At 62.7% G+C, this 20,913-nt stretch carries 27 protein-coding genes; 16 read left to right on the forward strand and 11 right to left on the reverse strand.

The window, feature by feature from the left end:
• Nucleotides 1-2: 2 nt before the first annotated feature.
• From rnc to panB, 13 genes are all read left to right on the forward strand, one after another.
• Nucleotides 3-719: a ribonuclease III gene (gene rnc / locus OSJ75_RS15355; protein WP_267228647.1), complete on the forward strand. Its 717-nt coding sequence runs from the start codon at nucleotides 3-5 to the stop codon at nucleotides 717-719.
• The gene (gene era, locus OSJ75_RS15360) at nucleotides 712-1,644 is read left to right on the forward strand and encodes a GTPase Era (RefSeq protein ID WP_250014516.1); all 933 of its coding nucleotides are present in this window, start codon (nucleotides 712-714) and stop codon (nucleotides 1,642-1,644) included. Before rnc ends, era begins: the two co-directional genes overlap by 8 nt.
• Nucleotides 1,645-1,662: 18 nt before the next feature.
• The gene (recO, locus tag OSJ75_RS15365; protein WP_267228648.1) at nucleotides 1,663-2,397 is read left to right on the forward strand and encodes a DNA repair protein RecO; all 735 of its coding nucleotides are present in this window, start codon (nucleotides 1,663-1,665) and stop codon (nucleotides 2,395-2,397) included.
• Nucleotides 2,398-2,424: 27 nt separating this feature from the next.
• A complete protein-coding gene (locus tag OSJ75_RS15370) occupies nucleotides 2,425-2,967 on the forward strand; it encodes a PaaI family thioesterase (RefSeq protein ID WP_267228649.1) in 543 nt (180 codons plus the stop codon).
• 183 nt (nucleotides 2,968-3,150) lie between these two features.
• A complete protein-coding gene (locus tag OSJ75_RS15375; protein ID WP_267228650.1) occupies nucleotides 3,151-4,560 on the forward strand; it encodes a PTS galactitol transporter subunit IIC in 1,410 nt (469 codons plus the stop codon).
• Between the two features lie 15 nt (nucleotides 4,561-4,575).
• Nucleotides 4,576-5,037: a PTS sugar transporter subunit IIA gene (locus tag OSJ75_RS15380; RefSeq protein ID WP_250014507.1), complete on the forward strand. Its 462-nt coding sequence runs from the start codon at nucleotides 4,576-4,578 to the stop codon at nucleotides 5,035-5,037.
• A 24-nt stretch (nucleotides 5,038-5,061) separates the two neighbouring features.
• Nucleotides 5,062-5,349, forward strand: coding sequence for a PTS sugar transporter subunit IIB (locus OSJ75_RS15385; protein ID WP_250014505.1), 288 nt, complete (start codon nucleotides 5,062-5,064; stop codon nucleotides 5,347-5,349).
• Nucleotides 5,350-5,470: 121 nt separating this feature from the next.
• On the forward strand, nucleotides 5,471-5,683 hold the full coding sequence (locus OSJ75_RS15390) for a hypothetical protein (protein WP_250014503.1): 213 nt from the start codon (nucleotides 5,471-5,473) through the stop codon (nucleotides 5,681-5,683).
• 230 nt (nucleotides 5,684-5,913) lie between these two features.
• Nucleotides 5,914-6,987 (forward strand): quinolinate synthase NadA, encoded by a 1,074-nt coding sequence (gene nadA, locus OSJ75_RS15395; protein ID WP_250014502.1) that lies wholly within the window; start codon nucleotides 5,914-5,916, stop codon nucleotides 6,985-6,987.
• Between the two features lie 16 nt (nucleotides 6,988-7,003).
• Entirely contained in the window at nucleotides 7,004-8,563 is a 1,560-nt protein-coding gene (locus OSJ75_RS15400) for an L-aspartate oxidase (RefSeq protein ID WP_267228651.1), read from the forward strand.
• Nucleotides 8,560-9,447, forward strand: a complete 888-nt coding sequence (gene nadC / locus OSJ75_RS15405; protein ID WP_267228652.1) for a carboxylating nicotinate-nucleotide diphosphorylase — start codon at nucleotides 8,560-8,562, stop codon at nucleotides 9,445-9,447. The genes OSJ75_RS15400 and nadC overlap by 4 nt, the downstream gene beginning before the upstream one ends.
• Nucleotides 9,444-10,289, forward strand: coding sequence for a pantoate--beta-alanine ligase (panC, locus tag OSJ75_RS15410; protein ID WP_267228653.1), 846 nt, complete (start codon nucleotides 9,444-9,446; stop codon nucleotides 10,287-10,289). The genes nadC and panC overlap by 4 nt, the downstream gene beginning before the upstream one ends.
• A 17-nt stretch (nucleotides 10,290-10,306) precedes the next feature.
• On the forward strand, nucleotides 10,307-11,119 hold the full coding sequence (gene panB / locus OSJ75_RS15415) for a 3-methyl-2-oxobutanoate hydroxymethyltransferase (RefSeq protein ID WP_267228654.1): 813 nt from the start codon (nucleotides 10,307-10,309) through the stop codon (nucleotides 11,117-11,119).
• Between the two features lie 11 nt (nucleotides 11,120-11,130).
• Here the strand turns inward: panB and OSJ75_RS15420 are convergent, their stop codons facing one another.
• The 5 genes from OSJ75_RS15420 to purC form a co-directional block, all read right to left on the reverse strand.
• On the reverse strand, nucleotides 11,131-11,547 hold the full coding sequence (locus OSJ75_RS15420) for a hypothetical protein (RefSeq protein WP_267228782.1): 417 nt from the start codon (nucleotides 11,545-11,547) through the stop codon (nucleotides 11,131-11,133).
• A gap of 57 nt (nucleotides 11,548-11,604) precedes the next feature.
• Complete coding sequence (locus OSJ75_RS15425) at nucleotides 11,605-12,264, reverse strand: glutathione S-transferase family protein (protein ID WP_267228655.1); 660 nt, start codon at nucleotides 12,262-12,264, stop codon at nucleotides 11,605-11,607.
• A gap of 111 nt (nucleotides 12,265-12,375) precedes the next feature.
• A complete protein-coding gene (purQ, locus tag OSJ75_RS15430; protein ID WP_250014495.1) occupies nucleotides 12,376-13,044 on the reverse strand; it encodes a phosphoribosylformylglycinamidine synthase subunit PurQ in 669 nt (222 codons plus the stop codon).
• Between the two features lie 28 nt (nucleotides 13,045-13,072).
• Nucleotides 13,073-13,312 carry a phosphoribosylformylglycinamidine synthase subunit PurS gene (gene purS / locus OSJ75_RS15435; protein WP_267228656.1) on the reverse strand — a complete coding sequence of 80 codons (240 nt, stop codon included), beginning with the start codon at nucleotides 13,310-13,312 and terminating at the stop codon, nucleotides 13,073-13,075.
• A gap of 32 nt (nucleotides 13,313-13,344) precedes the next feature.
• Nucleotides 13,345-14,109 carry a phosphoribosylaminoimidazolesuccinocarboxamide synthase gene (gene purC / locus OSJ75_RS15440; RefSeq protein ID WP_250014491.1) on the reverse strand — a complete coding sequence of 255 codons (765 nt, stop codon included), beginning with the start codon at nucleotides 14,107-14,109 and terminating at the stop codon, nucleotides 13,345-13,347.
• Nucleotides 14,110-14,412: 303 nt separating this feature from the next.
• Here purC and OSJ75_RS15445 point away from each other — a divergent pair, with 303 nt between their 5' ends.
• Together OSJ75_RS15445 and OSJ75_RS15450 are read left to right on the forward strand one after the other, a co-directional pair.
• The gene (locus OSJ75_RS15445; RefSeq protein WP_250014490.1) at nucleotides 14,413-14,733 is read left to right on the forward strand and encodes a DUF1476 domain-containing protein; all 321 of its coding nucleotides are present in this window, start codon (nucleotides 14,413-14,415) and stop codon (nucleotides 14,731-14,733) included.
• Nucleotides 14,734-14,920: 187 nt separating this feature from the next.
• Nucleotides 14,921-15,688 (forward strand): HpcH/HpaI aldolase family protein, encoded by a 768-nt coding sequence (locus OSJ75_RS15450; RefSeq protein ID WP_250014489.1) that lies wholly within the window; start codon nucleotides 14,921-14,923, stop codon nucleotides 15,686-15,688.
• A 4-nt stretch (nucleotides 15,689-15,692) separates the two neighbouring features.
• On the opposite strand, the gene OSJ75_RS15455 is transcribed toward OSJ75_RS15450, so the two are convergent.
• Entirely contained in the window at nucleotides 15,693-16,241 is a 549-nt protein-coding gene (locus OSJ75_RS15455; RefSeq protein ID WP_250014488.1) for an RBBP9/YdeN family alpha/beta hydrolase, read from the reverse strand.
• A 226-nt stretch (nucleotides 16,242-16,467) separates the two neighbouring features.
• Here OSJ75_RS15455 and OSJ75_RS15460 point away from each other — a divergent pair, with 226 nt between their 5' ends.
• Nucleotides 16,468-17,349, forward strand: a complete 882-nt coding sequence (locus OSJ75_RS15460) for a VOC family protein (protein WP_416362572.1) — start codon at nucleotides 16,468-16,470, stop codon at nucleotides 17,347-17,349.
• Nucleotides 17,350-17,374: 25 nt separating this feature from the next.
• Here the strand turns inward: OSJ75_RS15460 and OSJ75_RS15465 are convergent, their stop codons facing one another.
• Genes OSJ75_RS15465 through OSJ75_RS15485 form a run of 5 tightly spaced genes read right to left on the reverse strand, consistent with a single transcriptional unit; the run spans nucleotide 17,375 to nucleotide 20,881 of the window.
• The gene (locus OSJ75_RS15465; RefSeq protein WP_250014486.1) at nucleotides 17,375-17,893 is read right to left on the reverse strand and encodes a cupin domain-containing protein; all 519 of its coding nucleotides are present in this window, start codon (nucleotides 17,891-17,893) and stop codon (nucleotides 17,375-17,377) included.
• A 10-nt stretch (nucleotides 17,894-17,903) separates the two neighbouring features.
• Nucleotides 17,904-18,863, reverse strand: coding sequence for an NUDIX hydrolase (locus tag OSJ75_RS15470; protein ID WP_267228657.1), 960 nt, complete (start codon nucleotides 18,861-18,863; stop codon nucleotides 17,904-17,906).
• Entirely contained in the window at nucleotides 18,860-19,381 is a 522-nt protein-coding gene (locus tag OSJ75_RS15475; RefSeq protein WP_267228658.1) for a tyrosine phosphatase family protein, read from the reverse strand. The genes OSJ75_RS15470 and OSJ75_RS15475 overlap by 4 nt, the downstream gene beginning before the upstream one ends.
• Before the next feature lie 3 nt (nucleotides 19,382-19,384).
• Nucleotides 19,385-20,020, reverse strand: a complete 636-nt coding sequence (locus tag OSJ75_RS15480; RefSeq protein ID WP_267228659.1) for an HD family hydrolase — start codon at nucleotides 20,018-20,020, stop codon at nucleotides 19,385-19,387.
• A 9-nt stretch (nucleotides 20,021-20,029) separates the two neighbouring features.
• Nucleotides 20,030-20,881: a YgfZ/GcvT domain-containing protein gene (locus OSJ75_RS15485; RefSeq protein WP_267228660.1), complete on the reverse strand. Its 852-nt coding sequence runs from the start codon at nucleotides 20,879-20,881 to the stop codon at nucleotides 20,030-20,032.
• Nucleotides 20,882-20,913 lie beyond the last annotated feature (32 nt).

Raw genomic sequence — 20,913 nt, forward strand, 5'->3', positions numbered from 1 at the left:
CTATGAGCCTTTCCGCCGACTCGGTCCGGAGACTGGAAGAGAAGACACAGCACAAGTTCCTCGATCTTGGCCGGCTGGAGCGTGCGCTTACCCATGCAAGCGCCCGTTCCTCGGCAGGCTCCGATTATGAACGGCTGGAATTCCTCGGCGACCGCGTGCTCGGGCTCGTGATCGCCGACCTTCTGTTCCGCGCCTATCCGACGGCGACCGAGGGCGAATTGTCCCTGCGGCTGAACTCGCTGGTGAACGCCGATACCTGCGCCTCGGTGGCCGACGATATCGGCCTGCACGAATTCATACGCACCGGCGCCGATGTGAAGGGGCTGGCGGACAAGCGGCTCCGCAGCCTTCGCGCCGACGTGGTCGAATCGCTGATCGCGACGATCTATCTCGATGGCGGACTGGAGGCGGCGCAGCCCTTCATAGAACGCCATTGGAGCGAACGCTCGCGTCAGGTAAACTCGGGCCAGCGCGACCCGAAGACGGAATTGCAGGAATGGGCCCATCAGCAGGACGGCGCCCAGCCGCTCTATGAAGTGATCGAGCGTACCGGACCCGACCATGATCCGCAGTTCACGGTGAGGGCGAGCGTCAAGGGATTTGAACCGGCGATAGGTATGGGCCGGTCGAAGAGAATTGCCGAGCAGGAAGCCGCTATGGCCCTGCTTTTCAGGGAAGGCGTTCGGCAGAGAACGCAGGAAGATGCAGCAAATGGCTGAACAGGAACAAACGCCGCAGACCCCGGGGGAAGGGCCGACCCGCTCCGGTTTCATCGCGCTTATCGGCGCGCCGAATGCGGGCAAGTCCACCCTGGTCAACCAGCTGGTGGGCAGCAAGGTCTCGATCGTCACGCACAAGGTGCAGACCACGCGCGCGCTGGTTCGCGGCATCGTCATCCATGACAATGCGCAGATGGTGCTGGTGGATACGCCCGGCATCTTCAAGCCGAAGCGGCGCCTCGACAAGGCCATGGTCACCACCGCCTGGGGCGGGGCCAAGGATGCGGATATCATCCTCGTCCTTATCGATGTCGAGCAGGGCATCACCGAAGAGGTGGAACGGCTGCTCTCCGGCATCAGGGAGCGGCAGCGCAAGGTCATCCTCGTCCTCAACAAGGTGGATCGGATCGAAGCGCCCAAGCTCCTGGAACTGGCCAGGCAGGCCAATGAAATGGTGCCTTTCGACCGGACGTTCATGATTTCCGCCCTCAAGGGCTATGGCTGCAAGGACCTGCTGAAATACCTGGCCGACAATCTGCCGGAAGGGCCGTGGTACTATCCGGAAGACCAGATTTCGGACATGCCGATGCGCATGCTGGCGGCCGAGATCACGCGCGAGAAGCTCTATCTGCGCCTGCATAATGAACTGCCCTATTCCTCCACTGTCGAGACCGAGAGCTGGGAGGAAAAGCCGGACGGCTCCGTCCGCATCCAGCAGGTCATCTATGTGGAACGCGACAGCCAGAAGAAGATCGTCCTCGGCCATGAAGGACAGGCGATCAAATCCATCGGCCAGGCCTCGCGCAAGGAGCTGATGGAAATCCTGGAGCAGAAGGTACACCTGTTCCTCTTCGTCAAGGTTCGTGACAATTGGGGCAATGATCCCGAGCGCTATCGCGAAATGGGCCTTGAATTTCCGCGCTGATGGCGTGAATCTCGTCCGATGGAATGGCGCGACGAAGGCATAATCCTCGGAGCAAGGCGGCATGGAGAAACGAGCATCATCCTCGAGGTGATGACCCGCGACCATGGCCGCCATCTCGGCCTCGTCCGCGGTGGCAGGTCGCGCCGCATGCAGCCGATGATCCAGCCCGGCAATCGCGTCGATGTGGTCTGGCGCGCCCGCATGGACGAGCATCTCGGCATGATGCAGGTCGAGCCAGTCAATTTTGCCGCTGCACGGCTGATCGAGCAGCCGGTGGCGCTGTTCGGGCTTCAGCTCGCCGCCTCGCATCTGAGGCTGCTTCCCGAGCGCGATCCGCACCGCAACCTGTTCGAGACGCTGGCGGTCATCCTCGAACACAGCGAGGATTCGCTGGTGGCGGGCGAACTGCTGCTGCGGTTTGAAATCGCCATGCTGGAGGAACTGGGCTTCGGCCTCGATCTTCGGCGCTGCGCCGCGACCGGCAGCGCCGAAGACCTGGCTTATGTCTCGCCGAAATCCGGCCGGGCCGTGTCGCGCGAGGCGGGCGCGCCCTGGGCGGAGAAACTGCTGGCGATGCCGGCCTTCATGGTCAGTACCAATGTCCGCGCCGCCTCCCTGCCGGAGCTCGTCGACGCTTTCCGGTTGACCGCCTTCTTTTTCTCCCGGCATGTATGGGAGCCCCGCGCCCAGAAACCACCGGAAGCGCGGGACGGCTTCCTCAATGCCCTGGCGCGTTCGTTGCAGGCAGCCTAGATTCCGCGCCGGCACACCGGATCTGCCATGAGCCCAGACATCGACGATGACACTAACCGTGACGTGAGCGAGGCGATCACCTTCCCGAGTGGCGTCGGCCTCCTGCCATTGGGCGACCTTGCGACGCGGGGCGGGCTGGAAATATTGCAGGCCATGCTGCGCGGCGAATATCCCGCGCCGCCCATGGCGCAGACGCTGTCGTTCGCTCTGCATGAGGTCGAACAGGACCGTGTCGTCTTCAAGGGACTGCCTTCGCCGGAGCACCGCAATCCGATGGGCGGCATCCATGGCGGCTGGATCGCCAGCCTGATGGATTCCGCGCTGGCCTGCTGCATCATGACCACCTTGAAGCCCGGCGAGGCCTATACGACGGCGGAATTCAAGATCAATCTCGTCAGGCCGCTCACTGCCGGCATGGGCATGGTCTATTGCGAGGGGCGTCTCATCCATCGCGGCAGGACGCTGGCGACGTCGGAGGCTTTCCTGCGCGATGCGAGCGGCAAATTGCTCGCTCACGGCACCGAAACCTGTGCAATCTTCCCGCTGGAGAGCTTCATGCGCGGCAAATGAGTCGAAAACCGCGCGGAATCTGTTGAAACTCTGCAACTGCATCGACGCAACGAACGATCGAACCCGTCACCGGCCTGCGGGGCGCGTTGACTCGATCAATTGCATGTGATGAACTTTCATTCGTCACAAAATGCAAAAGTTCTGTGACGAATCAGGGGCGGTGGGGAGCCGCGGGGAGGAATAATGGATAGTTTCTTGACCGGCCTTAAGGCCGCTGTCGACGCAATGGGACCGACTGTCCTGTTGCCGATCGTGATTTTCATCATAGCGCTGGTTCTCGGGGCGAAGATCGGCAGGGCGTTCCGCGCCGCGGTCACCATCGGCGTCGCCTTCATCGGCATCAATCTCGTGCTTGGGCTGATGCTGACGTCGATCGGCGACGTCGCCAAGGCGATCGTCACGAATACCGGCATTCAGCGCGATATCGTCGATGTCGGCTGGCCATCGGCGGCTGCCATCGCCTTTGGCTCTTCGGTGGGCCTCTGGGTCATCCCGATAGCCATCGCCGTCAATATCGTGCTTCTGCTGACGCGGCTCACGCGCACGCTGAACGTCGACGTATGGAATTTCTGGCATTTCGCCTTCATCGGCTCATTGGCGGTCGCCGCGACCAACAGCCTTGCCTATGGCCTGATCGTCGCGGCGCTGATGGTGGCGCTCACCCTGCTGTTCGCCGACTGGTCGGCACGGGCAGTGCAGAAATTCTATGGCATTCCCGGCATTTCGGTGCCGCATCTGGCTTCGGCGCAGATCCTGCCGATTGCGATCATCCTCAACTGGATCATGGACCGCATTCCCGGCCTCAACAGGATCGAACTCAACACCGAGACGTTCGAGCGCCGCTTCGGCGTCTTTGGCGAGCCGGTCATTCTCGGCCTCGTGATCGGCCTCGTCCTTGGCGTCATCGCCTATTACAATGCGGGCGATTTCGGAATCGTGCTGACCAAGGTCCTGCAAACCGGCATGACGCTCGCCGCGGTGATGCTGCTCCTGCCGCGCATGGTCAAGATCCTGATGGAAGGCCTGCTTCCGGTATCGGAAGCCGCGCAGGAATTCGTCCGCAAGCGCACCGGCGACCGCGAATTGCTGGTCGGCCTCGATTCGGCGATCCTGATCGGCCATCCGGCGGCGATTTCCTCGTCATTGATCCTGGTGCCGATCGCGATCATCCTGTCGGTCATCCTGCCGGGCAACCGCGTCATCCTCTTTGCCGATCTCGCGGTGATCCCGTTCATCGTGGCGATGACGGCACCGCTCCTGAAGGGCAATGTCTTCCGCATGGTCATCGTCGGCACGTTCACATTGGCGGTCGGCTTCTACGTCGCCAATGCGCTGGCGCCGCTCTTCACCGCGGCCGCCCAGTCCTCCGGGTTCGAAATGCCGGCCAACGCCGTGCAGATCACCAGCGTCGTGGATGGCTTCCTGTGGATCCCCTATGTGGTGATCTCCCTGATCAACAATCTGGGAGCCATCGGCCTCGTCGTCCTTGCCGCCATCATTGCCGCCGCATTCTGGGCCTATCGCAGGAACACGGCGGCATGGGAACGCGCGGCCGGCGCGGACAGCGATACTGCCGACGAAACGGCATCATAGACTGGAGCAGCAATTATGGCGCAAGCCTTGATCGAACATCTCGACCCCGGGGCAATCCTCCTCGGGGTCAGGGCAGCTTCCGACCGCGAGGTCATAGAACTGCTGGCCGAACGGCTCTTCGCCCTCGGCTATGTCAGGGAGAGCTATGGCGAAGCGGTCCTTGCCCGCGAGGCGAGCCTTCCGACGGGCCTGCCGCTCGGCGCGGATGGCAATGTCGCCGTGCCGCATACGGACCCGGAACATGTCCTGAAGGCAGGCATTGCCTTCGCCAGTCTTGCCGAGCCGGTGGAGTTCGCCAATATGGAAAACCCTGAGGAGAAGCTGAAGGTAAGGCTGGTTTTTCTCATGGCGCTCAACGATAAGGACAAGCAGATCGAGCTGCTGCAGGAGATCGCCGGGACGATACAATCGCCCGAACTGATCGCGGCGCTCGGCCAGGCAAAATCAACGCAGGACGTACTGCAGCTTCTGCGTTAGGCTGATAATCAAAAGGGGGAGCAAATGAACAAGCAGAAGACTGTGCTTTTCGCATGCGGGACCGGCATAGCCACTTCGACGGTGGTGGCCCATGCTGTCGAGGACGCATTGAAGGAACGCGGCATTCGCATCAATACGCGCCAGTGCAAGGCAACGGAAGTTGCGAGCAATATCGACGATGTCGATCTGGTCGTCTCGACGGCGCAATTGCCGAAAGACCTCGGCAAGCCCAGCATCACCACGCTGGCCTTCCTGACCGGTATCGGCAAGACGGATGTGCTCGACCAGATCGAGGCAGCGCTGCGCGATTGATCCTCGCGACAGGCAGGCGCCAGAGGGCAGGGCCGCGCGCTTATTCCGGAGTGCCACGGTTGAATAAACCCCGGCACGGTCTAAATAAGCTCGAAGACTTGAGCTTTCGAAAGGATTACCCATGCGCATGACACTGCCGGTTCTGGCCCTTGGACTTGTAACACTGGCAGGCTGCGCCAATTCGGGCAGGGTGAGCCCGCTGGTCTGGTGCGACCGGCCGACCGATTTCAATGCGAAGGTCTTTACCGATTGCACCCCGCGCATCGGTGGCGACAGCCCGCGCAAGCGCGAGCGTTCCGAACGTCGCTACCGTGGCGATTACTGGCGCAACTGATGGTTTTAAAGGGCGTTTCCGCAACCGAATCGCGGGGTTCTGCGGCGGCTGCGAAGGCGCTTTTTGCGGGCGAGGAGAAATTACGGCCTTGAAGCCAGCGAATTTATCGCCTAATTAAAGGAAGAACGGCGCTGCCGTTTTTCTTTTGATCGTAAATATGCTCAAAGTGAGTATAAATGATCGCGGTGCGGAAGGGCGCCGATCCAAGGATGTCCAGGAGGAATGTGGATATGACCAGCACAGCCCGTAGCAATGATCACCGCGCGCCCGGCATGGCCGCCGCCGATCGTTTTGGCATCCTGCCCATGCCGGACCTCGCCTATACGCCGGCGGTGGAAGCCGAGACTGCCCATCTCTACGAGCGGGTGGCCCATCACATTCCAAGGATCGAGTGGCCGGTCTATGCGCCCTATGTGGCGGCGATCAACCGCCTGAAGAAGCAGCGCAACGCCGTCATTCTCGCGCATAATTACCAGACGCCGGAGATTTTCCACTGCGTCGCCGATATTGTCGGCGACTCGCTGCAGCTCGCCAAGGAAGCCACCAAGGTCGATGCCGATATCATCGTCCAGTGCGGCGTGCATTTCATGGCCGAGACCTCGAAACTGCTCAATCCGCACAAGACCGTGCTCATCCCCGACATGCGCGCCGGCTGCTCGCTGGCCGAATCGATCACCGGCGCCGATGTCCGCCTGTTGCGCGAGACCTATCCGGGCGTGCCGATCGTCACCTATGTGAACACCTCCGCCGAAGTGAAGGCGGAAAGCGATATCTGCTGCACCTCCGCCAATGCGGTGCAGGTCGTCGAGAGTTTCGGCGTCGACCGTGTGCTTTGCATTCCCGACGAGTTCCTGGCGCTGAATGTCGCCGCGCAGACCAAGGTGAAGATCCTGACCTGGAAAGGCCACTGCGAAGTGCATGAAAGGTTCACCGCCGAGGAACTGCTTGCCTATCGCGCCGCCGATCCGTCGATCCAGATCATCGCGCATCCGGAATGCCCGCCAGAGGTGGTCGCCGTGGCCGATTATACCGGATCGACGAGCGGCATGATCAACTACGTCAAGGACAACCGACCGGCCAAGGTCCTGCTCGTCACGGAATGCTCGATGGCCTCCAACATCGAATCCGAAGTGCCGGGCGTCGAGTTCATCAAGCCGTGCAATCTCTGCCCGCATATGAAGCGGATCACGCTCCCCAACATATTGGAAAGCCTCGTCTATATGCGGGACGAGGTCCATGTGGACCCGCTGGTCGCCGAGAAAGCGCGTCTCGCCGTGGAGCGCATGGTCAATCTCAACAACTGAGGCGGAAGGAACGACGATGTCTGTTCGCCCCGATCCCGTCATCATCATCGGCGGGGGCCTCGCCGGCCTGTTCTGCGCGCTCAAGCTGGCGCCGCGCCCCGTGACGATCCTTGCCGCCGCGCCGATAGGCCGTGGCGCCTCGTCGGCCTGGGCGCAGGCCGGCATTGCCGCCGCCGTATCGCAGGGCGACACGATGGACAAGCACGTGGCCGACACTGTGGCCGCTGGCGACGGCATCGTCGACGAGGCCATTGCCCGGCTGATGGCGGGCGAGGCGGCGGCGCGTGTCCACGACCTGCTCGAATACGGCGTCCCCTTCGACCGCGACCTGGAGGGCCGGCTGCAGGTTTCCCGCGAGGCCGCGCATTCCGAAAGCCGCATCGTGCGGGTGAGGGGCGACATGGCGGGCCGCGCCATCATGCAGGCGCTGGTGCGCGCGGTCGAGGCGACGCCCTCGATCAGGCTGCTGGAGGGCTATGTCGCCGAGGATATCACCACGGCGCGGGGCGCTGTCACCGGTGTCATCGCCCGGCCGGACGCGGGACGCGGTGCGAAGACGCGCCTCGCCGCCTCGACAATCGTCCTTGCGACCGGCGGCATCGGTCACCTCTATGCGGTGACGACCAATCCCTCCGAGGCGAGGGGTGAAGGCATCGGCATGGCGGCAAGGGCCGGCGCCATGATGGCCGACATGGAGTTCGTGCAGTTTCATCCGACGGCGCTCGATGTCGACAAGGACCCCGCGCCCCTGGCCACGGAAGCCCTGCGCGGGCATGGCGCGACATTGGTCAACCGCATGGGCGAAAGGTTCATGCTCAAGATCGACCCGGCGGGCGAGCTTGCGCCGCGCGACGTAGTGGCTCGCGGCATCTATGCGGAAGTGCGCAGCGGCCGCGGCGCCTGGCTGGATTGCACCAGCGCGGTCGGCGCTGCGTTTCCGGAGGAATTCCCGACCGTCTACAAATATTGCCGCGACGCCGGCATCGATCCGGTGACGCAGCCCATCCCGGTGGTCCCGGCAGCGCATTATTTCATGGGCGGCATCCTGACCGACAGCAATGGCCGCACCTCGATCGATGGCCTCTGGGCCTGCGGCGAATGCACCTCCACCGGCGCGCATGGGGCGAACCGCCTGGCATCCAATTCGCTCCTCGAAGCCGTGGTGTTCTCCGCACGGATCGCCGCCAGCCTCGGCAAGGGCGAAGATGGCAATGCCCGTGACTGGTCGAAGGGGTCGGTCGAATGCGACGACCTGGTCGCCGAAACGGACAGCGCCGCGATGACGCGGCTGCGGCAGACGATGAGCGCCAGCTTCGGCGTGCTGCGCAATCGCGACGACATGCTGGAGGGTTTGAGGGTGATCCTCGACCTCGAAAAGGCGAACAAGGATGCGGCCTTCCGCAATGCCCTGGCCACGGCAAAGCTCGTCGCCACCAGCGCCCTGCGCCGGCTGGAGAGCAGGGGCGGGCATTTCCGCACCGATTTCGCCGAGACCCGGCCGGAATGGCAGCACCGGACCTTTCTCACCCTTTCCGATGCCGAGGCAACCATTGCCGAGTTGATGGAGTTTGCATGATGAGCGCCAATGCGCAGAAGCAGGTCGCCGCCCATCGGCCGAGCCTGCCGCAGATATTGATCGTCGATGCGGTGCGGGCCGCGCTGCTCGAAGATCTCGGCCGTGCCGGCGATCTGACGACGAATGCGACGCTGCCGGAAGAGGCGCGCGCGAGGGCAGTGCTTTCCAGCCGCGAGGACGGCGTGATCTGCGGCGTCGACTTCGCCCGGGCTGCCTTCGCCGCCATCGATCGGGCCATCTCCTTCCAGGCAATTGTCGGCGACGGAGAGCGTGTCAGCCCCGGCCAGCACGTCGCGACAGTCGAGGGCAATGCCCGCGCCATCCTTTCCGCCGAGCGCGTCGGATTGAATTTCCTGATGCACCTGAGCGGGATCGCCACCCATACGGCGCGTTTTGCCGCCCTCATCGCCCATACGAAGGCGAGGGTATGCGATACGCGCAAGACCATTCCCGGCATGCGTGCCTTCGCCAAATATGCGGTCAAATGCGGTGGCGGCTCCAACCATCGCTTCGGCCTCGACGATGCCATTTTGATCAAGGATAATCACATCGCCGTTGCCGGAGGCGTTGCCAAGGCAATATTGGCGGCGCGGGCCTATGCGGGCCATTTGGTCAAGATCGAAGTGGAGGTCGATGGATTGGAGCAGATGCAGCAGGCGCTGGATGTCGGCGCCGATGTGATTCTACTTGATAATATGGGGCCGGAACTGCTTGAAAAGGCGGTAGAAATCAATGCAGGCCGGGCGAAGCTGGAAGCGTCGGGCCGGATCGACTTCGAGACGATCAAGGCCGTCGCCGAAACCGGCGTCGATTATATTTCCACGTCGAAGATCACCATGGCGGCGCCGACACTGGATATCGGACTGGATATCGAACTGCGATGAAAGTGATTGCTACGATTGCGGAATTGCGGGCGGCGCTGGCGGCCGAGCGCCGAAAAGGCCGGACGATCGGCCTGGTGCCGACCATGGGCTACCTGCATGTCGGCCATATGGAACTGGTGCGCCGGGCAAGGGCTGCCTGCGACGTGACGATTGTTTCCATATTCGTCAATCCGACCCAATTTGCGCCGAACGAGGACCTTTCGACCTATCCGCGCGACATGCAGGGAGACCTCGCCAAGCTCGAGGCCGAGGGCGCGGATTACGTCTTCACGCCGGAAGTGGCGGAAATCTACCGCCCCGGCGCCCATACGATCGTCGAAAATCCGGTACTCTCGCGCATACTCATGGGCAAGATCAGGCCGGGTCATTTCCGCGGCGTCACGACCGTGGTCACCAAGCTCTTCAACATCGTCCAGCCGGATGAAGCGTTCTTCGGCGAGAAGGACTACCAGCAATTGGTCATCATCCGCCGGATGGTCGAAGATCTCGACATGCCGATCAGGATCAACGGCGTTGCCACCATGCGCGAGGCGGACGGGCTCGCCTGTTCGTCGCGCAATGCGCTGCTGACGGCGGAAGACCGCACGGCAGCGCCTGTGCTCGCCCGGGCGCTCGACGAAGCCGCGCGGCTCTTTGCGGAGGGCCAGCGCTCCGTGTCGGCGCTGCGCAACAAGGTGCGGGAGATATTGCAGGGCGAACCGCGCGCGCAGATCGAAGCCGTCGATATTCGCGATGCCGGGACGCTCGATCCCGTATCGGGGCGGATAAGGCAATCGGTGGTCGTTCTTCTGACCGTGAGATTTGGCAAGGTCCGCCTGATCGACCAGCGCGTCATCGGTTAGGGGACGGGGAGGAAAACATGAGCAAGCAAATCGTGACCAGGCGCGTCACCGCGCCTGATATCCGCGGCCGAAAAGGCGCAGAGCCGATCGTGGCGCTCACCGCCTATCATGCCACCACGGCGCGGATCGCCGATCCCCATGCGGATCTGCTGCTCGTCGGCGACAGTCTCGGCATGGTGCTCTACGCGATGGAATCGACGCTCGGCGTCACGCTCGACATGATGATCATACATGGCAAGGCGGTGGTGCGCAGCACGTCGCAGGCGCTGATCGTGGTGGACATGCCGTTCGGCTCCTACGAATCGAGCCCGCAGACCGCATTCGAAAACGCCGCCCGCATCATGCAGGAGACGGGGTGCGGGGCGGTGAAGCTCGAGGGTGGCGCCTTGATGGCGGCCACCATCGCCTTTCTGACCGGGCGCGGCATTCCCGTCATGGCGCATGTGGGGCTGACGCCGCAATCCATCAACACACTGGGCGGTTTCAAGACGCAAGGCCGCGACCAGGCGCTCTGGCCACGGATCAAGGCGGATGCGGAGGCGGTCAGCCAGGCCGGGGCCTTCGCGGTCGTCCTCGAAGGTATCGTCGAACCATTGGCGGCCGAGATTTCGCGCGAGATCGCCATTCCGACCATCGGCATCGGCGGTTCGCGCCAGTGCGACGGCCAGATTCTCGTCATGGAGGATATGCTCGGCTACAATCCGAGGCCGCCGAAATTCGTCAAGGTCTATGGCGCTGTCGGTGCTGCCACCGATGACGCGATCAAGGCCTATGCGGATGATGTGCGCTCGCGCGTCTTTCCGACCGACGCCAATGTCTACGGTCTGTGAGAAAACGTGGCTTAGCCCTTGGCGGAGCAGGAAGAATCGCCATCGGCCCAGCGCTTGACATCCGCGCCGATACGGCTGCCGACCGAGGCATGCATCAGCGGACCGAAGGCCTCGACCTTCGCCGGATTGCCTTCCGCGTGAACGACGAGCAGCGGGCGACCGCCGGGATTGTTGCCCGGCACGACGAGGATGCGCGGCCGGCCTGAATAGGAATTGAGCTCGGGTGCGAGACGATAGGCGCGGAAGCTCGAATCATTCGCCTTGAACCAGCAGCTATTGGCGGCGAGCGCCACGCGTTCCATCGTCGGCAGCGCCGCCTTGCTGGAGGAGAAGGCGAGGCTGCCGGGACCGGGTTTGCTGGCGGACTGGCAGGCGGAGAGCGCGCCGGTGGTGATCAGAACGGTGGCGATCGCCACCATATGCGACATTCTCATTGCATGCTCTCCGGTGGCGCCGCCGTGCGGTCAAATGGATGGTCTGGAAGATCAGGCGGACTCGAGGGGCTTCATGAAGACCTTCAATCCATCCGTCATCTCGTACCAGACCACCGATAGCACCGGGTCCTGAAGAATTCGTTGCTCATAGGCATCGAAATTCGGATAGGGCTCCAGAAGGTCGGAACGGCCGGAAAGCTGGCGGAAATTGTTGAATACGAAGCGGATCGGCGTCAGCCAGGCATCGGCGAGCGTCAACTGATCGCCATGGGCGAAGACGCCGTGGCCGATACGATCCTCGAGCTCGGCCAGGCCGCGCTCCATTCTCTCGTAAAGCGCCGAAATCTGCTTGGCGTCGCTGGACTTGAAATAGAGCAGTTCGAACAGCTGCATGACCGGAACCAGCACCTCCTGTTCGGCGATGCGCGCCACCATGCGGACGACGGCGCGGTCGCGCGAGTCGGCGGGCAGGATTGCCGGTTCGGGAAAATGCTCTTCCAGATATTCCGCGATCACCGGCGCTTCGATGATGGTCAGGCCGGAGCCCGTGACGAGGACTGGAATGCGCTTGAACGGAGAAACGGCGCGAAACTCTTCCGGTATGGGATTGCCGGCGGGCGGCGCCACCACCTTCACCGGCGCATTCTTGTAATAGGCGATACAACGAATGACTGAGGAATAGGGCGAGAGGGGGCGGGAGTAGAGTTTCATTGCATTCCTCCTTGAGAAGCGGCTCTCTTTGCGTGGAGCCGCTGCATCGAGCCTATAGGAATGCTGCAAGAGATCAAGAAAGGTCGCGCCAGACCGGCGCGCCTTGTCGAATCAGGCGGCGACGCCCAGCACGCCGGCAAACAGCGCCCGGCCATCATCGCCGCCATGGGCGCTCTCGATCAGGTTTTCCGGATGCGGCATCATGCCGAGGACATTGCCCTTGCTGTTGATGATACCGGCAATGTCGTTGATCGAGCCGTTCGGATTGGTGCCCTGCGCATAGCGGAAGGTGATCTGGCCTTCGCCCTCGAGACGCGCCAGCGTCTCTTCATCGGCGAAGTAATTGCCGTCGTGATGCGCCACCGGGCAATCGATGATCTGGCCGTGGGAATAGCCGCGGGTGAACGGCGTATTGGCGTTGGTCACCTCGAGCTTCACCTTCCTGCAGACGAATTTCAGCGAGGAATTGCGCATCAGCGCGCCAGGCAGCAGGCCGGCTTCCACCAGGATCTGGAACCCGTTGCATACGCCCATGACCATCACGCCCTTGTCCGCCTTGTCGCGGATCGCCTGCATGACCGGCATGCGCGCTGCGATTGCACCGCAACGCAGATAATCGCCGTAGGAGAAGCCGCCGGGAATGACGATGAGATCGACATCGGGAATTTCCGTGTCGGTCTGCCACACCGTCTGCGGTGCCACGCCGGAAATCTTTGTCAGGGCCGCAATCATGTCGCGGTCGCGATTGAGGCCGGGGAGAAGAACGACTGCTGATTTCATGGAAGCAATTCCATCCTTGCTGTGCTGATCAATCGATGGCGATACTGTAATTCTCGATCACGGTATTGGCGAGCAGCTTCTCGCACATGACCTTGAGGTTTTCCTCCGCGCTGGCGCGGTCGCTCCCGTCGATCTCGATATCGAAAACCTTGCCCTGGCGCACCGAGTTGACCCCCTCGAAGCCGAGGCTGCCCAATGCGCCGACAATGGCCTTGCCCTGCGGGTCAAGAACACCATTTTTCAAGGTAACCGTAACACGTGCCTTCATCGCTCTATTCTTCTCCTGGGAAAGATCCGCTGTCATTTTACCAGAACGGGCCCCGCCGGGCGGTTCTGCTCATTCTCGTTCATGATTCCGAGGCGCCGCGCAACTTCCTGATAGGCCTCGATCAACCCGCCCATGTCGCGGCGGAACCGGTCCTTGTCCAGCTTCTCCGCCGTCTGGCTGTCCCAGAGCCGGGCGGAATCGGGCGTGAACTCGTCCGCGAGCACGATGCGCATGAGGTCGCCCTCATAGAGCCTGCCACATTCGATCTTGAAATCGATGAGCTGGATGCCGACGCCGAGAAACAGACCGCTGAGGAAGTCGTTGATACGGATGGCGAGCGCCATGATGTCGTCGATCTCCTGCGGCGCGGCCCAGCCGAACGCCGTGATGTGCTCCTCGGAGACCATCGGGTCGTCGAGCTCGTCATTCTTGTAGTAGAACTCGATGATCGAGCGCGGAAGAACGGTCCCTTCCTCGATGCCGAGGCGCTTTGCCAGCGAGCCCGCGGCCACATTGCGCACCACGACCTGAAGCGGGATGATTTCCACTTCCTTGATCAGCTGCTCGCGCATGTTGAGGCGGCGGATGAAATGCGTCGGGATGCCCATGCGGTTGAGCTGGGCGAATATATACTCGGAAATCCGGTTGTTCAGGACACCCTTGCCGTCGATCACCTCGCTCTTCTTGGGGTGCAGCACAGTCGTTTCATCTTTGAAATGCTGGACGAGGGTGCCGGGCTCAGGACCTTCATAAAGGATTTTTGCTTTGCCTTCGTAGACACGGCGGCGACGATTCATTTAAAATCTCTGTATTGGAGTTATCGGCCCGCCCGTATGGGGGCAGTCATGTTTGGGGCGCTAACTATAGCAAAATGGGGCATTTCACAATGATGCATTGCATGGCTCCCCTGTTTTGTCGAACTGCCACGTGCCTCCAGCGCCCGGCGAAATGCAGATTGCAGCTTCCCGATTGAGGCTTTCGGTTTTGCACGTTTTGTTTATATGGGGTGTCGGAATGGATTTTGTATCTGGTCAGGCCTGAAAAATGCCGTAAGACCGGATATACAGAGGATGACCCAATCAATTGCGGGAGCAATACATATGACCATGGAAGATCGCAAGAACGCTGCCGAGAACAAGTACGCGCATGACGCGGAAGTCCGGTTCCGGGCTGAGGCGCGGCGCAACAAGCTACTCGGATTGTGGGCGGCTGAAAAGCTCGGCAAGACCGGGGAAGAGGCCGAAGCCTACGCAAAGGAAGTCATTGTTGCCGATTTCCATGAGGCCGGTGATGAGGATGTTTTCCGCAAGATCCGGGCGGATTTCGATGCTGCCGGCATAGACCAGTCGGATCATCGCATTCGCCGCACCATGGAAGAACTGATGATCGAGGCCATCCGCCAGGTCGAAAGCGCATCGTAGAATTCGAGGACCCGGCCGGCCGGCGAGAAGCCGGTTCGCCGGGTCCACATTGTCGACACGGGCTGTCCAGCAGCCTCGGCCGCCGCAAGGCGGCTTTTTTTTATGGCCGACCGCGACCTTCAGGCCCTTGACCGCCGCTTGCCGCCTTTCGCAATATGCCGTTCTGCATAGGGAGAGTCGAAAAATCATGTCATTAGCCAAGCGCCTCAGGGGCGGTGAAACCCTTTATTCGGGCTGGTCGAGCCTGACCGATCCTCTGGCGATGGAGGCCCTGTGCCGCACGCCGCTGCAGACGACGCTGTTGGACATGCAGCACGGTGCGCATGATACGGCCAGCATCGTCGCCCTGACCGGGATCATGCGCGCGGCCGGCAAGCATGCGGCGGTGAGGGTTCCGGTCGGGCGTTTCGACCTTGCCAGCCGCGCGCTCGATTTCGGCGTCGAGGCCGTCGTCGCGCCAATGATCAACAACGTCGCCGATGCCCGGCTCTTCGCGCGGGCGATGAAATATCCGCCGGTCGGCGAACGCTCATGGGGACAGCTGCGCGGCCGTCCCGGCAATTATGGCGAAGGCGGTTCCGGCGCCTATCTGCGCCAGGTCAACGATGAAACGCTGGCATTCGCCATGATCGAGACGCGGGAAGCCTATGAGCGGACCGAAGACATCCTTGCGACGGACGGCATAGACGGCGTCTTCGTCGGGCCGTCGGATTTTTCCATCGCCTGGAGCAATGGCGCCGAGGTCGACGCCGGATCGGAGGCGATCATCGAGCCCTTGACGCGGATCGCCGAGAAGGCGAGGGATGCCGGCAAGCTTTGCGGCATCTACGCCGCCAACGCGCAGATCGCCAACCGTTTCGCCGGTCTCGGCTATCGCTACATCGCGCTTGGGGTCGATACCGCCTATCTGATCGCCGGGGTCCAGGGTATTCTCGATGGGCTGGACAAGCCCTGAGCCGTCAGAGCCGTGACAGGAACTGCGCGAAGACCATGGAGCCCTCCGGCCATGGTCCATGCCCCGATTCGGCATTGATGTGGCCGGACTCGCCCGCATCGACGATCAGCGAGCCCCAGGCGGCGGCAAGGTCGTCCGCGACCTCATAGCTGCAATAATGATCGTTGCGGCTGGCGACGACGATCGAGGGGAAAGTGAACGGATCGCGCGGATAGGGCCCGAAGGTCATCAGGTGCTTCGGCCTGATCTTCGGATTGGAGACATCCGGCGGGGTGACGAGGAACGCACCCTTCACCTTGTCGCCGATCTCCGGAATGGCATGGATGAAGGTGGGCACGCCGAGCGAATGGGCGACCACCACGACGGGGCGCGTCGCCTCGCCAATGGCCTTGACGACTTCGGCCACCCAATCCTCGCGCACCGGCTTGCTCCATTCGGCCTGCTCGACCCGGCGTGCTGTCGATAGCCGCGTCTGCCAGCGGGTCTGCCAATGGTCCGGCCCGGAATTGGTATAGCCCGGAATGATGAGAATATCGGTATCTTTGACTTTCATGCGCCGTATCTAGTGGTCTGATTCTAACATTTGCACCCCGCCGATACACCCTACATAGAAGATTTTCCTTGATCCGCAACTGTCGCGGCGAGGGCTGAGCATAGGCGGCCAATGGACGAAACCATGGCGCCGGTTCACGAATGGTGAACATGCTGTCGCCGCCGGCGCTCTTGTATTCGGGCCGACAAAGACCGAGCTTCCATGGCAACGGAAACAGGATGCGGCCATGCAATTGACACGGCGAAGCTTGGTGGCGGCGATCGCCGGCCTTGCAGCAACGGTCGCAGGGCGTGCGGAGGCCAGAATGACTGAAATACCATTTGCGGGACAGACACCGATCCATGTCTCGAAGATCGGCATCAAGGCGAAGGACGCCGAAGCGCTGGCGGGCTACTACACGGACGTGCTTGGCCTGCGCGAGATCGCGAGAAAGGGCGCTTCCATCGTTCTCGGCGCCGGCGACAGGGCCTTGCTGGAGATCGAACAGGCCTCGGCCGTGCGCGCGGACGATCCGCATAGCGCCGGTCTCTATCATACGGCATTCCTCCTGCCTGGGCGTAGCGACCTTGCGCGCTGGGCGCGGCGCGCCATCGACAGGCGCACGCCGATCACCGGCGCTTCGGACCATCACGTCAGCGAGGCGATCTACCTGACGGACCCCGAGGGCAATGGCGTCGAAATCTATGCCGATCGCGCTCCCGAGGCCTGGCGCTGGGAGGGGCCGCGTATTGCCATGGCCACCGAACGGCTGGATGTCGCCAATCTGATGACCGAACAAGGCGCCGGCGAGGAATGGACCGGCGCGCCGGACGGCACCATGGTGGGACATCTTCACCTGCGGGTCGGCAATGCGCGCGAGGCCGAGGACTGGTGGCACCGGGAAGTCGGCCTGCAGACGGTTGCCGAATACGGACCTTCGGCCGTTTTCATGTCGTCAGGCGGATATCACCATCACGTCGCGGCCAATATCTGGCAGAGCCGCGGCGCCGGCAAGCGCGATGCGGACCGATCGGGCCTTGCCTGGGCGGAATTCAGTTCCGCAGGCGCGACGGGCGAGCGCGAGCTCGTCGATCCGTGGGGCAACGTCATCCGCATCGTGCCGTCATAGGGGCGAGGGACAGGGCGCGCTCCGCTCAGTCGGCAATGTCCGGCTTGCCCGCAACATCCGCCCCCTGCCAGTAATCCATCTTCGCGGCGCGGGCATAGCCCTCGCCGAGCAGGCGGACGGCGACACGGCCGGTTTCGGGATAGACTACGACCTCGTTCGGGTTCTTCTCGCCGATGATGAGAAAGCGGCACGGCGCATCGCCGTGATTGTAGAAGGAATGGCCGGCCTGCTGCCCGGCGGGAAAGCAGACATGGTCGCCCGCCTTCATGCGGTAGGTTCTGTCGCCGAGGCGCAAGGTCATCTCGCCTTCCAGAATGAAGGCCTGCTCTTCCTCCAGCATGTGGAAATGGTTGAGGGTCGATTCCTTGCCGGGCGCGAGTTCCTCGAGTGCGACGCCGACATGGGTCGCGCCGCCATAGCCGGACAGATAGCGGTAGCTGCTGCCATAGCGCGTACCCTCGGACCATTGCTCCAGCGGCACGTCGGCGGAGGCGAACGGCTCGAATATCCCGTCGGCGTTCTTCGATGTCGGTCCTTCGCTCAAGACGTCCTCCTCATGACCTGTTGCCGACCCTCAGGCCCGCCACGCTGCGCTCCTCGAGGACATTGTGGCGGAAGCGATAAAGCGCTGCCGGTCGCCCGCGCGCCTGGGTCTGCTCGGCGCCGGTCGGCTCCACGAGTTCGGTGGTTTCGACCAGTCGGCGGAAGTTCTGCTTGTGCAGGTGGCGGCCGGAAATGGCCTCCACCGTCTCCTGCAGGGCGGTAAGCGTGAATGTCGGCGGCATCAGCTCGAACACGACGGGCCGATATTTGAGCTTGGCGCGCAGGCGCGAAATGGCGGTCGCCAGGATGCGGCGATGGTCGAAGCTCATGGCAATGCCGGCCACGCAGTGCGATGCGTCGCGTTCCGCCCGGCCATCGCGCACGGCCTCCGCCACCAGCCCGGCCTCGTAGAGCAATTCATAGCGTTCGAGGACGCGCTCTTCGTCCCAGCCGATGTTGTCGTCGCCAAAGGCCAGCCGGAAGCGGCTGAGCCGGGATTGGACACCGCTCTGCTGCGCCCACTCCAGCAGGGCCGGGCGGATGGCGCTGTCGATGATCGCCGGCTTTCCGCCGCGCCAGTCCTCCCAGGGCAGGAACGAATACCAGCTGCGCCATTGCGCCCCGGCCTTGCGCAGCGCCTCGCCATCATTCTCCGTCAGCCGGGTCAGCGCCAGATAACCGACCGAAACGACGTGGAGATCCCTGTCTTCCGCCGTCTTGTGCCTGCCGCGATCGCCGAACGTATAGAGCTGCTCCACATATCCAAGTTGCAAAGGCGTCTGCTCTGCAACCCAAGCACGCAGTCCGGTCTCGAATGTCCGGTGCTGCAGCGGATTGAACGGCCCGAACGGCAGTTCTTCCAGCGAAGGTGTCGTTTCGGAGCGGGTGGTGAGGATCAGCGGCACATTGTTGGCGACCGCAACGATGGCGGCGCTGAGATTGATTTCAACGGCATTGATGGCAGTCGTCATCGGGGGATCGTCAGCGGCAGAATGAAGGGCGTGCCCTCGAAGGCTTCTTCGCCGCGGCCGATGGCCTTGATCGCATCGACCATGCGGCCCTTGCGGCCCAGCATGTCGTCCGCCAGCGCCACGAGCCGCCCATTCGGGGTGGCGGAAGGCGCATTCCGCCGCAAGGTCTGTGCCAGTTCCACCTCGTCCAGCTCGGGATTGAGCGCAAGGGCGGTGATATAGGCGCCGGCGGTGGAGCGCGAAATACCGGCATAGCAATGGATGAGCAGCGGCGCGCGCCGGTCCCACCGCCTGCCGAATTCCAGGAACTGGTTGATGTGCTCGACCGTCGGGTGGGTCATGCCCTCCATCGGCTCGACTATGTCGTTGAAGCCGATGAAGAGGTGACGGGCGGCCTCGATTTCAGCCGGACGGGTGACGGGCGTCCCGGCATTGATCAGGCTCAGCATGTCGCGGGCGCCGAACTGCGCCGCCGCCTCCGCGAGCCTGGAAAGAGGGGATACGACGATGTGCGGCATGGTCTATCCCTCCGATCGCAATTGGTCGAGCGCGGCGAATCGTTCGAGAAAACGGGTCTGGGCGCTGCGCGTCGGCAAGGGCATGAGTTCGAGCCTGTCCGGATCGATGCCGCGCGGCCGCCCGAAGAACTCGGCGGCTTCCGGCTCGGAGAACCCCGCAAGCCGCGTCGCCTCGTAATAGGCGGCAACGGCGTCGGCGCGCTTGATCGAACGCCGCAGATCGTCACCGGTACCATCCGCAAGCGAGAAGCGCAGATGGATCGCCCGCTGCAGCCGCGTCTCGACGCTCTTGTAATCGCCGCCGACGACCGCCTTGAAGGGCGAGATCATGTCGCCGATGACATATTCCGCTGCATCGTGCAGCAGCGTCGACAGGCGTTGCTCCGGCGTGGCGCGCGGAAAGATCAAGCCGAAGATCTGTTCGACCAGCAGCGAATGCTGCGCGACCGAATAGGCGTGCTCGCCGATGGTCTGGCCGTTCCAGCGCGCGACGCGCGAGAGCCCGTGGGCGATGTCCTCGATCTCGATATCGAGCGGCGAGGGGTCGAGCAGATCCAGCCGCCGCCCCGACAGCATGCGCTGCCAGGCCCGCAGTTCCGGCTTTTCAGAGATTGCTGGCGGCTTCACCGATCGCAGCATGGGTTCCTGCTATGCCTCTTGTGTTTCAGCCGGAAAAGTAAACCGGTGTTCGGGCGGAATGGCAAGACGGATGGCGATATCTCCTGCCAGGATCGCCGCGCCGCCATCCATCGCGTCTTTCACGCGGTCGATGCGCACCAGCGCCAGTCCGGTATTGTCCACCGTGCTGCCGAGCGTCCCGATCTCGCGGCCATTGACGGTCACTGGCGTTCCCGCCTCGGGCAACGACTGTTCGGCCGAGGCGATGAGCACCCGCCGGCGCGCCGTTCCCCGGTGCTGCATGCGCGAGACCACTTCCTGCCCGACAAAACAGCCCTTCCTGAACGAGACGCCTTCGATCTGGTCGAAATTGATGTCATGGGGAAACGCGTCGCCGAGCGTGAAATCGGCGGGTGCCTCTGCGACGCCGTGGCGGATGCGCAGCAATGTCCATTCGCGCTCATCCGAATTCGCAGCCGGGGCCGCGCCATAGGCACGGTAGACGGGCTCGGCCGCAAAGCGCCGGTCGCGATAGGTTGATTCTGTATGCGAAGCAGCGGAATCATCACCGAAACTTATGCGCACAAGTGCTTCGGATTGCTTCGAAATCGCGACTTTCGCCCGCAGCCTGTAAAGCGTCAGGCGCTTGACGAGATCGTCCGCCGGCGCCTGCGGCAGATCGAGGCGGAAACCGCCGCCGGCCTTGCGCGACACCAGGAACTGAAACAGGATCTTGCCTTGCGGGCTGAGAAGCGCGCCCGGCTTCAGATCGTCCGGCGCGAGATCGTCGAGGTTGGTCGTGATGAGATTCTGCAGAAAGCTTTCCGCATCCTCGCCATCCACATCAATCACAGCTCTTTCGCTCAAATCCACCGTCGGCATAGCATCACCCTTGCCTTTCCTGCTTCTGTTAC

Source organism: Phyllobacterium sp. 0TCS1.6A (genome assembly GCF_026420825.1).
Lineage (GTDB): Bacteria > Pseudomonadota > Alphaproteobacteria > Rhizobiales > Rhizobiaceae > Phyllobacterium.